This is a genomic window from Inhella inkyongensis (assembly GCF_005952805.1).
In the GTDB taxonomy this organism is placed as follows: Bacteria; Pseudomonadota; Gammaproteobacteria; order Burkholderiales; family Burkholderiaceae_C; genus Inhella; species Inhella inkyongensis.
In genome coordinates this window covers 3,587,423-3,602,437 of record NZ_CP040709.1, presented here as the reverse complement: position 1 = coordinate 3,602,437, position 15,015 = coordinate 3,587,423, and the positions used below count along the sequence as shown (strand labels likewise).

Annotated in this window: 13 protein-coding genes; 12 read left to right on the top strand and 1 reads right to left on the bottom strand. The window is 67.8% G+C overall.

Going from position 1 to position 15,015, the window contains the following annotated elements; genetic code table 11:
- The first annotated feature begins 19 nt into the window (after positions 1 to 19).
- The 12 genes from FF090_RS16925 to lnt all read left to right on the top strand — a co-directional run bounded on the left by FF090_RS16925 (position 20) and on the right by lnt (position 13,958).
- Positions 20 to 865: a CAP domain-containing protein gene (locus FF090_RS16925; protein WP_138857845.1), complete on the top strand. Its 846-nt coding sequence runs from the start codon at positions 20 to 22 to the stop codon at positions 863 to 865.
- Positions 862 to 1,572 carry a DUF3667 domain-containing protein gene (locus tag FF090_RS16920; protein WP_138857844.1) on the top strand — a complete coding sequence of 237 codons (711 nt, stop codon included), beginning with the start codon at positions 862 to 864 and terminating at the stop codon, positions 1,570 to 1,572. The genes FF090_RS16925 and FF090_RS16920 overlap by 4 nt, the downstream gene beginning before the upstream one ends.
- Positions 1,573 to 1,579: 7 nt before the next feature.
- Positions 1,580 to 2,533 (top strand): DUF3667 domain-containing protein, encoded by a 954-nt coding sequence (locus FF090_RS16915; protein ID WP_138857843.1) that lies wholly within the window; start codon positions 1,580 to 1,582, stop codon positions 2,531 to 2,533.
- The gene (locus tag FF090_RS16910) at positions 2,533 to 4,245 is read left to right on the top strand and encodes an SWIM zinc finger family protein (protein WP_138857842.1); all 1,713 of its coding nucleotides are present in this window, start codon (positions 2,533 to 2,535) and stop codon (positions 4,243 to 4,245) included. The genes FF090_RS16915 and FF090_RS16910 overlap by 1 nt, the downstream gene beginning before the upstream one ends.
- A 51-nt stretch (positions 4,246 to 4,296) precedes the next feature.
- The gene (gene udk / locus FF090_RS16905) at positions 4,297 to 4,947 is read left to right on the top strand and encodes a uridine kinase (protein WP_138857841.1); all 651 of its coding nucleotides are present in this window, start codon (positions 4,297 to 4,299) and stop codon (positions 4,945 to 4,947) included.
- Positions 4,948 to 5,015: 68 nt separating this feature from the next.
- A complete protein-coding gene (locus FF090_RS16900; RefSeq protein ID WP_138857840.1) occupies positions 5,016 to 5,909 on the top strand; it encodes a phosphoribosylaminoimidazolesuccinocarboxamide synthase in 894 nt (297 codons plus the stop codon).
- 3 nt (positions 5,910 to 5,912) lie between these two features.
- The gene (locus FF090_RS16895) at positions 5,913 to 7,040 is read left to right on the top strand and encodes a hypothetical protein (RefSeq protein ID WP_138857839.1); all 1,128 of its coding nucleotides are present in this window, start codon (positions 5,913 to 5,915) and stop codon (positions 7,038 to 7,040) included.
- A 77-nt stretch (positions 7,041 to 7,117) separates the two neighbouring features.
- Positions 7,118 to 9,082: a M30 family zinc metallopeptidase gene (locus FF090_RS16890; protein ID WP_138857838.1), complete on the top strand. Its 1,965-nt coding sequence runs from the start codon at positions 7,118 to 7,120 to the stop codon at positions 9,080 to 9,082.
- A 65-nt stretch (positions 9,083 to 9,147) separates the two neighbouring features.
- Positions 9,148 to 9,768: a CAP domain-containing protein gene (locus FF090_RS19425; RefSeq protein WP_184044634.1), complete on the top strand. Its 621-nt coding sequence runs from the start codon at positions 9,148 to 9,150 to the stop codon at positions 9,766 to 9,768.
- A gap of 148 nt (positions 9,769 to 9,916) precedes the next feature.
- Positions 9,917 to 11,014, top strand: coding sequence for an SGNH/GDSL hydrolase family protein (locus FF090_RS16880; protein ID WP_138857836.1), 1,098 nt, complete (start codon positions 9,917 to 9,919; stop codon positions 11,012 to 11,014).
- 17 nt (positions 11,015 to 11,031) lie between these two features.
- A complete protein-coding gene (locus FF090_RS16875) occupies positions 11,032 to 11,658 on the top strand; it encodes a hypothetical protein (protein ID WP_138857835.1) in 627 nt (208 codons plus the stop codon).
- Positions 11,655 to 13,958 carry an apolipoprotein N-acyltransferase gene (gene lnt / locus FF090_RS16870; protein ID WP_138857834.1) on the top strand — a complete coding sequence of 768 codons (2,304 nt, stop codon included), beginning with the start codon at positions 11,655 to 11,657 and terminating at the stop codon, positions 13,956 to 13,958. Before FF090_RS16875 ends, lnt begins: the two co-directional genes overlap by 4 nt.
- Here lnt and FF090_RS16865 read toward each other — a convergent pair.
- Complete coding sequence (locus tag FF090_RS16865) at positions 13,955 to 14,911, bottom strand: hypothetical protein (protein WP_138857833.1); 957 nt, start codon at positions 14,909 to 14,911, stop codon at positions 13,955 to 13,957. The two genes, lnt and FF090_RS16865, sit on opposite strands and share 4 nt — an antisense overlap.
- Positions 14,912 to 15,015 lie beyond the last annotated feature (104 nt).

Below are 15,015 nucleotides of genomic sequence, written 5' to 3'. Positions count from 1 at the left end.
TGGCGACACTCACGCCCCCATGCCCTGGCTGTTTCGCCTTTTCCTTCTGTTGCTGATGCTGCCGGCCTTGCAGGCGCAGTCGCTGTCCCCGGCGGCCGAGCGGGTGCTGGCGCTGCTCAACCGCGAACGCGTGCAGCAGGGCCTGCAAGCCCTGCGCCCGCAGGCACAACTGCAGGCGGCGGCCCAGGCTCATGCGGATTACCTGGCCCTGCATCAGCAGACCAGCCACAGCCAGGAACGCGATCGCGAACTCTTTTTGGGCGAACGCCCGGCCGATCGCGCCCGCGCACTGGGCTATGCCGAGCGGCGCCGCGGCGTGGTGGCCGAGGTCTTTGTCGTTGGCCACGAAGAACCCGAGGCCGCCATCCAGCACCTGCTGTCCGGGCCATATCACCGCCACGTGCTGCTGTCGGCCACGGCCGAAGAGGCGGGCGTGGGTGTGAACGCGCAGCCGGGTTTGGTGATTGCCCTGGGCAGCCCCGGTCTGGGCTGGCGCGAGCCCGTGGGTCCGCCCATCCTGTTGTGGCCCGGGCCCGATGCCCATCATGTGCCCCCCGAGGCCTGCTGCGAGCAACCGCGTCCGGCCAATCTGGATCGTTTTGGCATGCCCGTTTCCATCCAGGCCTTGCCCGGCGAGCGCCTGAGCGTGCAGGCCTTTGAGTTGGAGGACGAAGCGGGCCAGCGGGTGGATACCGTGCTGTTGCAGGGGCCTGCCGACCCGCATTTGCGTCTGGCACCCCATGTGGCCTATCTGCTGCCGCGCCAGCCCCTGCAAGCCCTGAGCCGCTACCGCGTGCGCGCCACCTTCTCGACCGGCTGGCGCCAGATGCAACGCGAGTGGCAATTCCATACCGGCGAACGATGACGACTGCTTCTCCTCAATGCCCCAATGCATGCCCCAACTGCGGCCATCGCCTGGCGGCCTGGGACAAGTTCTGCGCCCAGTGCGGGCAGGCTGCCCACCTGCACCAGCCCAGTTTTTGGGAGTTTGTGCACGAGTTCATCAATCACTATGTGGCGCTGGAAGGCAAGCTTTGGCATTCACTTCGCTTGCTGCTTCTGAGGCCTGGGCAGCTGACTTTGGACTATTTGCAGGGCAGGCGCGCACGGCATGTCATGCCTTTGCATCTGCTGCTGAGCTTTGGCCTGCTGTGCCTGGTGTCGATCAAGCTACGACCCGCTTCACCCCACGTGGAGCCGGGCAGTGGCTGGGCCAATTTGGGCATCCTGCCTTATGCCGTGGTGCTGGCCCTGCCGGTCTTGGCGGGCGTGATGCAGCGGCTCTATAGCCGGCGCTCCTGCCGCTATGGCGAGCACATGGTGTTTGTGGTTCACCAGCAGGCTTTGGTCTATCTGCTGGTCACATTGGGCATCTGGATAGAGCGAGCGGGCCTTGAGTGGTTGGAGCCTGTGCCGCTGCTGATGATTGCGCTGGCCCCCCTGTTGGCGTTGCAGCGGGTTTACGGTGGGCGCTGGTGGGCCACTCTGCTGCGATTCCTGATTTATCAAGCGTCTTACTTGCTGATCGGGTTTTGTTTCGTGTTGATGCCGCTGGCTTTCCTGCCTCGCTAGGTTTTGTATGACTGCTTCCACTTCAAACACCTGCGCCAACTGCGGCCACCGCCTCGCGCCCTGGGACAAGTTCTGCGCCCAGTGCGGTCAGGACACCGCCAACCACCCGCCCTCGCTGTGGGAGTTCGTGCACGAGTTCCTGCTGCACTACGTGGCCTTCGAGGGCAAGCTGTGGAAGTCGCTCTGGGGTCTTCTGGCCAAGCCGGGCTTTCTGACCACCGAATACCTGGCCGGGCGCAAGCAGCGCTATGTGCTGCCGCTGCGCCTGATCCTGACGCTGGGCCTGGTGTTCTTCCTGGTCATCAAGGCCGAGCCGGGCGACAACTTGCTGGTGCTGGATCCGCCCGCCAAGGCCGCACAAAGGGGGCCGCAGAGTGCCGCCTCGGCGGCTGCCGCGCGCCTCGATCCGGTGGCCCAGGCCAAGGAGAAAGCGAAGGCTGATTACGAGGCGGATCGCCAGAAGGAACAAGAAGAGCCCACCGGGCCGAGCGACGACGAACAATTCGAAAAGCTCACCCAGCAACTTCCGGTCCCCATGGCCTCCGCTCTGAAGCGCTCACAAGCCCGCTTCAAGGCCGACTCCAACGCCGAAATGAAGCGGGTGGCCGCGCGCATGCTGGCGCTGGCGCCCTATGCGGTGCTGTGCAGCCTGCCCTTCTATGCCGGGCTGCTGGCCTTGCTCTACCGCAGCCGGCGTCAGCCCTTCGGCGCGCACTTTGTGTTCGCCATGCATCTGCATGCGGCCTGGTATGCCGTGCTGCTCGTGGGCCAGTTGCCGGGTTGGGTCTTCACCACGTTTGCGGTCTTCTGGGCCAATGCCTATCCGGTGCTGGCGCTCAAGCGGGTCTATGCCGGCGCCTGGTGGAGCACGGTGTTGCGCGCGCTGCTGTTGTTACTGCTGCATCTGCTGCTCTTGCTGATGGGCCTGGTGGTTCTGGGCTTGGTGGGGGCCTTGGGCTGATGGATGCCCAGTCCGGCGCCTTGCTGGAGGCGCTGAGCGAGGCGGGCTTGGCGCGCCACTGGGCGCCGCAGATCCTGGCGCGCGGCGCGCCCCTGGTGACCAAGGTGCAGGCGTTCGAGTGCAGCAGCCAGGGTTCCTTAAGCGCCGCGCAGGGGCGGGTGCAGGGGGGCTCGCTCTACCGCGTGAACCTCACGCACAGCCCGGGCGGCGCGCTGCGCGGTGATTGCGATTGCCCCCACGCGAGCAGTGGCGCGCCTTGCAAGCACCAGGTGGCCCTGGCCCTGGCGTGGCGGGCGCGGCTGAGTGGCGAGGCGCTGCAAGCGTCGCCCGAGTCGGAGCCAGTGCCTAAACCTGCCCCGGAGCCGGATTGGGCCCAGTTCGTCCATGCCCAGCCCGCAGCCCTGCTGGCCGAGCGCCTGCTGGCCTGGGCGGCCAAGGTGCCTGAGCTCAAGCGCGAACTGCAGCTCTGGCAGCGCAGCAGCACGCCGGTGGGCGATCTGGCCCAGGCCAAAAGGCTGGTCACCAGCCTACTGGCCGCGCCGCGCGATCTGTACGAGTGGCGCGCTGCGGGCGCCTATGTGCGCAAGGCCGAGGCGGTGCTGGGCCTGCTGGCCAGCTGGATCGCTACCGACCCGGACCTGGCCCTGGGGGCCGCCGAACACGCCTGGCTCAAGCTGCGCCAGCCGCTGGACAAGGCTGACGACTCCAACGGCGAGATTCAAGGTTTGCTCAAAGAGGTGGGGCATCTTTGGCTGCAAGCCCTGCAAAGCCTGGGCCCGCAGCCCGCCGCCTTTGCCGATCGCCTGGCCAAGCTGCAGGGCTTGGATGAATGGGGCTGCTTCCCGCTGGCCGGCGCCCTGCAGGTGGCCGGCCCGCTGGCGGTGGCCAAGCTGCGCGCCCAGCTGGCCGCCGCCTGGGAGGCGCGAAGCTCGAAGGAGACCCAGCGTCATTACCTGGACCTGCTGGCCGCCCTGGGCGATGGCCCCGAGCGGCTGCGCGTGCTACGCCGCAACCTGGCCCAGCCCTACGACCACCTGCGCCTGATCGAAGAGCTGGTGACCCAAGGCCAAGCCCGCGAGGCCCTGCAGACTGCCGAAGCCGCCTGCAAGCGCTACCCCGACGATCGCCGCCTGCGCGAGCAACTCATCCAGGCCTATGAGCGGGACGGCTGGGACGACGAAGCCCTGGCCCTGCGCCAGCGCGACTTCGAGGCCCATCCCGGCAACGCCGAGTACCACGCCCTGGTGCAGACCGCGCTGCGCTGCGGGCACGATGGGGCAGCCTTTCGCGCGGGGCTGTGGCAGCGCCTGCAGGCCCTGCATGCCGCACAGCGCGGCGGCTATTTGGCGGAAGGGCTGGCGGGCTTGTTGCTGGACATCTGGACCGACGAGGCCGAGTTCGAACGCGGCCTGGCCTGGCTGCAGGCTGGGGCGGAGGTGCCTGTGCGCGCGCTGCAGCGCTTTGCCCTGGCCCTGCCGGATTCAGCCGCCGCTGCCGAACTGCTCAAGACCGTGCTCGCGCGCCAGATGCAGAGCGCCAAGACCCCCTATGCCGCCGAACTGCAAACCGTGCACGCGGTGCTGGAGCGGCTCAGTCCCGAGGCGGGGCGGCTGTGGTTGGCATGGTTGAGGCTGGAGTACCGGGTGAAGCGGGGGTTTGTGGCGGGGTTGATGGGGGCGGCGGAGAGGGATACGCGGCAAGACAGAGCCTGAATTGCACGGCCTTGCGAAAATCCCCGCCTTCCCTGTATCCGGTCCACCGCCATGCCCAAGAACAACACCCACAAACCCTTCGTCATCGGTGTCGCCGGGGGCAGCGGCAGCGGCAAGTCCACGGTGACGCGCCAGGTGCTGGCGGCCATCGGTTCGGAGCGGGTGGCGGTGGTGATGCAGGACGACTACTACCGCGACCAGTCCCATATGCCGCCGGAAGACCGGCGCAAGCAGAACTACGACCACCCGGATGCTTTTGACTGGCCGCTGATGGCGCAGCACTTGTCCGCGCTGCGCAAGGGCGAGGCCATCGAGATGCCGGTCTACGACTTCGCGGCCGACAACCGCTCGCACGAGACCATCACCGTCAAGCCCGCGCCCGTGATCGTGGTGGAAGGCCTGTTCGCGCTCTACGACGCCAAGCTGCGCAACATGATGTCGCTGAAGATTTACGTGGACACGGCCTCGGATGTGCGCTTCATCCGCCGCCTGCAGCGCGACATCTCGGAGCGCGGCCGCAGCACCGAGTCGGTGGTGAACCAGTACCTGGACACCGTGCGGCCGATGCACAAGCAGTTCATCGAGCCCACCAAGCGTAATGCCGATGTGATCCTGCCGCATGGCGCCAACGGCCCGGCCATCGACATCATCACCACCAAGGTGATGAGCCTGATGCGTGAGATTGACGCGGCCAAGGCCTGAGGCGGGGATCCAGCCCTTCTCGCGGCGCGGCGACAATGCCGCCCTTCGCTTTTTCACCCGCCGCCGCCATGACGACCGCCGCCCTGTTTGAATCGAAACTGCACTCTCTGCCCCTGCTTGCGCGCGGCAAGGTGCGGGAGAACTACGCGGTGGGCGAGGACCGCATCCTGATGGTGGCCTCGGACCGCCTCTCGGCCTTCGATGTGGTGATGGGCGAGCCCATCCCGGGCAAGGGCGCCTTGCTGACGCAGATGGCGCTGTTCTGGTTCGAGAAGCTCAAGGATGTGGTACCCAACCACCTGACGGGCGAGGACCCGCTGTCGGTCGTCGCTGCCGACGAGGTGGAGCAGCTGCGCGACCGCAGCATGCTGGTCAAGCGCCTCAAGCCCCTGCCCATCGAGGCCGTGGTGCGCGGCTATCTGGCCGGTTCGGGATGGAAGGAGTACCAGGCCACGGGGCCTGATCACCGGGTCTGCGGCGTGGCGCTGCCGGCCGGGCTGCAAAACGCCTCCAAGCTGCCCGAGCCCATCTTCACGCCGGCCACCAAGGCCGATGTGGGCGACCACGACGAGAACATCGACTTCGAGCGCTGCGTGGGCCTGATCGGCCGCGAGATGGCCGAGCGCGTGCGGGCCGTCTCCATTGAGCTCTATCGCCGCGCCGCCGAGTACGCGCTGACCAAGGGCATCATCATTGCCGACACCAAGTTCGAGTTCGGCCTGGACGCCGACGGCACGCTGACGCTGATGGACGAGGTGCTGACGCCCGACTCCTCGCGCTATTGGCCGGTGGCCGGCTACCGGGTGGGCGTGAACCCGCCCAGCTTTGATAAGCAATTCGTGCGCGACTGGCTGGAAGCCCAGCCCTGGGACAAGACCGCCCCGGCCCCGGCCCTGCCGGCCGAGGTGATTGACCAGACCCTGAGCACCTACCGCAAAGCCCTTGAAGCGCTGACGACCTGAGCCATGGCCTCTGGTGCCTTTCACTCCCGCCTGCTGCGCAAGGTCGAGCAAGACATTGCCCTGGCCCAGCAGGCTGGGCAGCAGATGCAGGCCTTGTGCCTGCAGGCGCGCCGCGCCGGCTTGCTGGCGCGGCACGGTCAGTTGGAGTTGGCGCGCCAGGAACTGACGCGCCTGCATCAGGCGGCCTTTGCCAGCCCGCATCCGGGTCTGGGGGCTTGGCTGCATCTGGCCGAGGCCCTGGTGGCCTATTACTCGCATTACGACGTCGGCGCGCGCGAGCGCCTGCTGCGCGCCGACAGCCTGGCTCGCAGCGCCGGCCTGCGCGAGGTGCAATTGGAGGCGCAAGCCTTCTTGGCGCATCTGGCCTTTGCCGACCATAAGCCCGAGACCTTGGTGGAGCATGCCCAGGCCTGCATGGCGTTGGCTCAGCCCGAGGACAGCCCGGCCCTGGCGCGCCTGCATATGGTGATGGGGCTGGCCTTGCACCTGAGTGACAGCCAGGAGGCCGCCCAGCCCTGGTATGCCAAGGCCCGCGCGCTGGCGGCTCAATGCGGCGACGATGCCCTGACCTCGGCCCTGCTTTACAACCGCGCGGTGATTGGCGTGGCGCGCCTGCGCGAGGCCGAGTTGGCCGACGGCCTGGATGGCAGCCCGGCGCTGATGGCGGCGGTGGATTCGGTGGCGCACTTCGACCGCGCGATGGGCGTGGTCGCGCTGGACATCCTGACCCCGTTGCTGCGTGCGCAGGCCCTGGTGTCGGCGGGCGAATTTGCGCAGGCCCTGCCGCTCTACCAAGACAGCCTGCCCGAGACCCTGGCCCACGGCCTGGGCCGACTGGGTTCCAGTTTGATGGCCGATCTGGCTTGGTGCCGCGTGCACCTGGGGGCGGCCGAACAGGAGGCCGCGCTGGCCTTGGCGCAGCAGGCCGAGCTGGAGTTGGACCCGGCCTGCCACGACGACGACCGCGGTGTCACCCACGCCCGTCTGGCCCAGGTCTATGTCTATCTGGGTCAGCCCGAGCAGGCCGCCGCCCAGCAAGCGCTTGCTCGCAGCGCCTGGCAGGCTTACCGCAGCCTGCAGGCGCGCTGGCGCACCGCGCTGGCGGGCAGCGGGCTCCAGCCGCTGAACTGAAATTTCGCGCCGGCCCCAGCTTCAGCCGGCGCAGCAACAGCCGGGCCGCAGAGCCTGGCAACACAAAGGGAGTTGTCATGAACACCATCAATCGCCTGGCCCGCGCCGGGCTGCTGGCCGCTGCACTGGGCCTGAGCGCTTGTGGCGGCGGTGGGGGCTCGGGGCCTGCTGCGCCGGTTGTGCCGCCGGAGCCTGCACCTGTGGCCTTGATCCAGCAGTCGGCTACACGCGCTGAGACGCAGGAATTCTTGTCTTTCAACACCGCGCCGGGCTCCGTGGGCACCAGCTTTCGCTGGGAGTTCAGCGACGGCCAGACGGCAACTGGTGCCCAGGTGGAACGCCGCTTCGAGGCCCCGGGCAGCTACACCTTCACCTTGGTGGCGCGCAATGGCACGGGGCTGGAGGCGCGCAGTAATGGCAGCGTGCTGATCGAAACCCCGGCAGCGGCACCCGCTCGCGCCGACAACCAATTGCAGGCGGCCTGTAGCGGCACGCACTGCGGTGTCACTCTGGGCGGGCAGTACGCCGGCAGCGGGGTGGGGGTCTGGCGTTACCGCAATGCGGCGGTCACGCCGCAGAGCGTGGACGTCGAGCTCTCCGGCGTCACCGACGCGCAGCGGGTCAGCTTGGTATTCAGCAGCGCAGCCAAGGCTGCGGCAGCCGAGCCGCCCTCTGCCGGTGCGTCGGCCGTGCAGGCCGAGCGCTTGCAGGCACAGGCTTGGCAGGAGTCGCCGGGTCATGCCGAGCCTGCCGATCCGCAACACGCACGGTTTATGCGCCGCAGCCGGCAAGAATTGGAGGCTGAGCGGCAGCTCGAGGCAGCGAGCTGGCGCCCCTATGCGGTGCCGGAGTCCGGTCCGCAGCGGCGCGCGCGCGCGGCGGCGGTGGTGGGCTCCTCGCGGGTCTGGAACGATCTTTACGACGATGTGCTCAAGCCCGTGCCCTATCCCAGCACACTCAAACAGGAGTGCAGCACGCCACAGGGGCGGCGCATCCTCTTCTGGCTGGATGACAAGCATGGCGGCAGCGATACCCAGGTGAGCAACACGCTGGCCCTGATGAAGCAGGGTTTCTGTGGTGACCAGGGCGGCTACGCCCGCTTGGTGGCGCTGCTGGGCGACGTCTGGGGTGGAGTGGTGGCAGCGCGGCCGTGGCTGATCCAGGATCGGCCCGGCGAGTTGCAGGATGTGCACATCGCGCTGCTCAATGCACCCAAGCCCGAGAAGGGGGGGTGGGCCGGCTACTACTACCCATTCAACAACTCGGTGCGCGAGCGCTCCAGTCGCCACGTCAACTCCAACGAGGCCCTGGTGTTCTTTGTGCAGGCCCAGGGCGCTTTCGCAGATCCGTATTTCTATCTCTCCACCCTGGTGCATGAGCTGACCCATATGGTCAATTACTACCAGCGATTCCAGGTGCGTGGCACCGGCCATGACGACTGGTTGGAGGAGACCTCGGCCATGATGAGCGAGGACTTGTTGGCCGAGGCGATTTCGCCCGGACAAAACAAGATCCTTGATTCCCGCTTGAGCAGCTATGCGCGCTCGGCGGCCGACCTGTCGCTGCCGGCCTGGAGCGATGAGAGCGCCAGTCTTAACTATCCAGCAGGGGGCAGTTTGGCGGCCTTTCTGAACCGCCGCCACGGACCGACGCTGGCCCAGCAATTGGTGACTGGATGTGGCGAGGGCGTGCAGCGCTTTGACAGTCTGGCGTGCATCAACAGCCTGTTGGCGTCGCGCGGCACTCAGTTGGACGACGAGTGGGAACGTATGGGGGCTAGCGTCTTTGGCGGCATGCCGGCGCGTCATGCGCCGCAGTCCTACGGTTTCCCGAAGCGCCAATTTGGCGAGCAGATCTTGCGCGGCAAAGACCTTGCGAGCATGGATGATCAAATTCGCACTGACACCTTGAGCGCGCTGACGCAGTTCAAGCCCGGTAGCCATGCTCACTGGGTGGACACAGGCTCACGCAGTCAAGGTCGATGGGTGCGCAAGGGCATCAAGCTGCCGCCGGGAACGACCTTGACGGTGGTGGTGCGCTGAGCTGGGTGGAGTGCCGTGACACGGTTGGAAACAGCGAGGGCGTGCTTTCCACGCAGACTGCGGGCATGAGCTCCACCCCTCTCTGCCCATGGGCGCCGCGCGGCGTCTCACGCATCTTGAGCGCTGCGGCGTTGACCTTGCTGAATGCCTGTGGGGGTGGCGGCGGCGATGGCGCAGCTCCGTCACCCACTCCGGCCCCGGCTCCGGCTCCCACTCCGGCCCCCGCTCCTTCGCCCGGCACCCGCGCCACCTGTGGCCTCCCCAACTTCGAGGTCGAAATGCTGGCGCGGGTGAACGCGGCGCGGGCGGCTGGGGCCAGTTGCGGCAGTGCCGGCAGCTTTGCGGCCGCGCCGCCTTTGGCTTGGAACCTGATCGCCACGCAGGCGGCCTTGCGCCATAGCGATGACATGGTGGCGCGCGATTTCTTTGACCACCGCGGCTCGGATGGCAGCAGCGCCGGCGACCGACTCAGTGCGGCGGGCTATGCCTGGAGCCGTTGGGGCGAGAACATCGCGGCCGGTCAGGGCTCGGTGGCCGAGGTGGTGGCCGGCTGGATGGCCAGCCCTGGCCATTGCGCCAATCTGATGCAGCCCAGCTTCAAGGACTTGGGCGTGGCCTGCGTGAGTGGCTCGGCCAGCAACCGCTATCGCAGCTATTGGTCCATGACCCTGGCCGCGCCGCGTTAAGGCGGTCGGGCAGGGGTTTTCTCGCTCAGGGATAGCCTGGATTTCGGCGCGCGGGCAATTGCCCGACGCTGCCTCTCGGCTTCAAGGCGCCTTCGGAAGTAATGCCTTGACTTCGTCACCCAGCTTTCATTGCCTGAGGAGAAGACCGATGAGGATTTCCGAACTCGCGCGGCCAGCCGCGCGTGCCCTGTGTCTGTTGCTTCCTGCGCTGGCCCTCACGGCTGGCGGCGTGCAGGCCAGTACCTTGAATCAAAACGTCTCCTGGACGATTGATCGGGCCGGCACCACGACCAAGTACCGTGTCGTCGCCTATGGCGATTCCATCTACGCCGGCTACAACGGCTCCACCCTGAATGCCGCCAAGTATTCGGCGCCCACCGTCGATGCCGAATACCTCTCGGCCCTGTGGGGCGCTGACATCGAGAGCGTGCGCCGCGCCAAGTCCGGCGCGGTGGCCTCGGATGTCTATAACAACAAGATCGTGGCCGAGCGCTCTTATATGCAGGCCACCAGCACGCGCGTGGTCACGTTTGAGATGTGCGGCAACGATGGCCTGCAGGCGCGCTCCAGTTTCAAGGGCCAGACCGGCACCTGCAATTACGGCGTGCTGGATACCGCACTGGCCAATTGCAAGACCTATGTGGCCAAGGCGATGGACTACATCAACGCCAATGCCTACTCGGGCACAAAGCTCAAGGTCATCGCCAACCTCTACTACCCAGGCTATGCGGCGGACAACGTGCAGAGCTCCTGCCGCGACGCTGGCACGGGCGCCACGGTGAATCTGCAGGACAAGTTCTTGCCGGCGATCGCCAAGATGAACTACTGGATGTGCGAGTACGCGCGGCTCAAGGGCTTCAAGTGCGTGGACAGCTTTGCCGGCTACATGGGGGCGGACTACGACCGCAATGGTGACGGCATCGTTGACACCGATGGCCTGCGCTATGTGGCCGGCGAGAGTGAGTCCAATTACGTGACCCGGATCACTTCGACCCTGCGCGCCACCATCCGGGATGCCAACACGCACTTCGTTTCCAGCAGCAGCAGCTACGACTACATCCAGTCGGACGATGTGCACCCGACCTATAGCGGCAGCACGGTGAGTGCGGGCTTGTTTGGCGGCACCACCGGGTCGGGGGCACCGCGCTACACCAGCTTCACGGCGGGCAAAAACCCGATCTGGAACCAGTTCGGCCATGAACGCATGGGCTGGAAGCTCTCCACCCACAACCCGGCATCTCCCTGAGTCGGAGTTCGTCAGCGATGCGCGCGCCTAGTCCGGTCTCGGCTTGGCGCGCGTTTTTTCTGGGGCTTGCCCTGCTGTGCCTGCTGGCGGGGCTGGCGCTGCTTTTTTGGCCCTCGGCGGCGCCCCATCAGACGGTGCAATTGAGTGCCGTGCCGGACCAGGCTGTCGCAGCTGCGTCTCAGATGGCGCCGCAAGCCGCCCCGTCGGCCTCCGCTTTGACTCCGCGAGCCGAAGTGGAAAGGGCCGATCCCAACGACCTGGCCGCCCACATGCCGCCGGGGTTGCGCCCCGAGCAGGCGCCCACCATGGGTGAGGTGATTGCCGGTCTGCATCGCGCGGGGGTGCGCACCGGGCTGGGAGCCTTCAACCCGCCTGGGACCAGCCCGCCCTTGATCGGTCTGGCCGTACCCGAGAACTTTGAGTTGCCGCCCGGCTATGTACGGCACCACCAGGCCACCGACGACGGCCAGACCATCGAGCCCATCCTGATGTTCGCGCCGGATCAGGTGTTCTACGACGCCGCAGGTCGGCCCGTGACCCTGCCGGCCGATCGCGTGGTGCCGCCCGAATGGGCGCCGCCGGGCTTGCCCATCCGTCGCATCGTGTTGCCCCCGCCTCGGCCCGCCGAGCCCCGTACGCCATGAACCTGCTTCGCACTGGAGCCGCCTTGCTGCTGGGCGGGCTGTTGTTGGGCCTGTGCGCGCGCGCGGGGGCTTTCCATGCGCTGATCTTTGGGGCGCTGTTGCCCTGGTTGTGGTTGCTGGATCGTCAGACCAGCTTGCGCGCCACCCTGGCCTGGGCCTGGGGCATGACGGTGGTGTTCACGGGCAGTTGCTTTGCCTGGTTCGGGGCGGCCCTGGGGCACTATGTGCAGATCGGCGCGCCGGCCGGCGTGGTCTTGCTGCTGCTGCTGGCGCCTTTGTTTCAGCCGCAGATCCTGGTGGCTGCGGCGCTGCGCTTTTGGGTGCAACAGCGGGCCGGCCCGGGGGCGGTATGGGGTGCGGTGGCCGGCGCGGCCGCCTGGGTGGGGGTGGAGTGGCTCTACCCCAAGCTGCTGGGGGACACCCTGGGCCATGGGCTTTACCCCTCGGACCTCTTGCGCCAGGCGGCGGCCTTGGGCGGGGCAGCCCTGCTGACCCTGATCGTGTTGGCCGTCAACGAAGCGCTGTGGCGGGCCTGGACCCAGCGCGGCCAGGGCGTGCGGGCGCTGCTGCGACCGTTGAGCCTCAGTCTGCTGTTGCCGGGGGCCTTGCTGGCTTTCGGAATGCTGCAGCTCCAAGCCCGAGCGCCTGCAGACGCACCGACCCTGCGGGTGGGCTTGGTGCAGGCCAATCAGTTCGACTACGAGGCGCGCCGCCAGCGCGACGGCGCTTATGCCGTGGTGCGTGAGGTGCTGGACACCCACTACGCCATGAGCCATGACGCCGTGGAGCGCCAGGGGGCCGAGTTGGTGCTGTGGACCGAGACGGTCTACCCCACGCCCTTTGCGCGGCCCAAGAGCGCGGCCGGTGCCGAGCTGGATCGCGAGATCCAGTCCATCGTGCAGGCCGCCGGCGTCCCCTTTGTGTTTGGCACCTACGACCGCGATGACGAGGGCGAATACAACGCGGCCGCCATCCTGACGCCGCAATCCGGGCTGCTGGGTCACTATCGCAAGACCCGACTCTTTCCCTATTCCGAGTACCTGCCCACCTGGGCCGAGGGCCTGCGCCCCTGGCTGCCGGGGGCCGGCGCCTGGAAGCCCGGCAATGGCGCGCGGGTGTTTCCGCTGCCGCTCAAGGGGGGGCGCGAGCTGCCGGTGCAGCCCTTGATCTGCCTGGACGACGTGGACGTAGGCCTGGCCCTGGACGGTGCCCGCCTGGGGGCGCGGGCCCTGCTCACCCTGTCCAACGACGCCTGGTTCACGGCACACCCACAGGGGGCCGAACTGCATTTGGCGGTGGCGGCCTTTCGCAGCATAGAGACCGGGCTGCCGCAGTTCCGCGTCACCACCAATGGCGCCAGCGCGGTCATCGACGCCCAGGGCCGGGTGCGTGCGCGCGGCGGCGTGGGCGAGCAGGTGCTGGTGATGGGCGAGCTGCCGGTGCCTGTGCCCAGGCTCACCCTGATGGTGCGCTGGGGCGATTGGGTCGGGCCGGTCGGCCTGGCCGTGTTGACGGCCTTGCTGCTCGGGGTGTTCCGGCCCGCATGGACGCAACGGCCCATGCCCCAGCCGAGCACTGGGCCCTGGCCGAGCGCGCCGCGCTGGGCCCTGCTGCCGGCGCCCGCGCGCTGGGGTGCGGCCCTGTTGCGAGGGGTGGCGCGCCTGAGTCTGCTGGCCCTCGCCCTGTGGCTGCTGTGGGACGCCAATCAGCGCAGCCAGACCCTGATGCAGCTGCGCTGGGTACTGGCCACGGTGCTGCTGCCTGAAGCCGCGGCCTGGTGCCTGCTGCAGGCCTTTGCCCAGCGCGCCGAGTGGCGCGGTGATCGCCTGCACCTGGCGGGGTTGGAGCTCTCACTGGCGGCGGCCAAGCCCTGGCGCCTACCCTGGCCGGGCGTGGGGCTGGATCTTGCGACCTCGCAAGGCCTCTTGCACCTGCTGCCCCTGCCGCCGCGCCGCGGGCTGCAGCAGGTGGGCCTGAAGTTCCTGCTTCTGCCCCTGCTTTTGGCCCTGCCGGCCTTCTTGCTGCATCAACACATTGCCTATGGCAGCTGGCTGGGCGAGTGGCACAGCTTCGGTCCCCTGGCCTATGCCCGCGCGCTGGGCCTGTGGTGGGCCGCCTGGGGGGTGGGCGTGCTGGTTTGCGCGGCCCTGCTGCGCGTGGCCATCGAACTGGGTGTTGCGCTGGCCGCGCGCCTGCGGGCGGACTGGCGGTTGCCGGTGCGGCAGCACCTGGAGCGCGCTGCCTTGGCTTTGCTCTACCTGGGCCTGCCGGGCTGGCTGGCGCTGCGAATGACGGTCTAGTTTGCCCCGACGCTATTGCGCCGACGGCTGCCGCGGGCGGCTGCCGCAGCGACCACCACCAGCAGGGCGCTGGCCGGTTCGGGCACCGGGTTGCCGGGGCTGCGTGGGATGCGGGTGAAGGGCGTGTCTGAAACCGCGATGTCGAAACTCAGCTCGTAGCTGGCGATGCCCGGATTGCGCGCCGAGTTGCCGTTCAGGTAGAGCTCGAAGTCGAGCCAGCTTTGCGGGTAGCCCATGGGCTTCTCGGGCAGGGCCACCATGCCGTGGCCTGAGCCGGTGTGTGACCCCGGCGTGGTGATGATGGTGTCGAACGCGGTGGTGTTGGGTTTGTACAGGCCGACGTTGAACGAAGTCGAGTTGGCATCGCTGCCGTCCCCCAGCACGCCCTTGCCGCTCCACTCCATCACCCAGTAGATGTTCTGGCTGCCGAAGGCCATGCCGAGGGTGTCCACATAGAAGCGGCTGCCCAGATAGGCACTGGCCTGCACGCCGAATTGGTTGCTGGCGTTGGACAGGTCCACATGCATGCGGTAGCTGAAGACATTGCTGGCCGAGGCCTGGTGGCCTTGGGCACCGCTGGTCATGCCCACCGATGCGCCCAAGGTGGCGGGTAGCGCCGGGATGCCCGCCAGGGTGGCGTTCTCTCCGGGCCGATGCCGCATGTCCATGGAGAAGGACTGACCCGCGCCGAGACCGGTGATGGGGGCATTGCTGGACTGCACGGCCGAGGCCGGTGTGCTGCCATTGCGGCTGATGCCGTTGCCCATGTCGGTCCAGAGGGGCGGGGTGTCGCCTGGCGCATGGGCGGCTGCCGACCAGTCACCGCCGAAGGTGGAGGACCAGCCGAAGTCCAGCTTGGCCGTCGTGACCACCGTGACGGGGACGGCCTGAGAAGGCAGGGCAATCGCCAGTCCGGCAAGCAGACTGGCCGTGAGTGGGAGGAGGCGAGGCATGGTGGGGTTCTCCTTCGCTGCGTGGGGGCGCTGCCCCAGCAGGCGTTGTGACGCTGGCGCATGATCACGAGCGCGGGCTCGGGCGGTCCATAGGCCGAATGGCC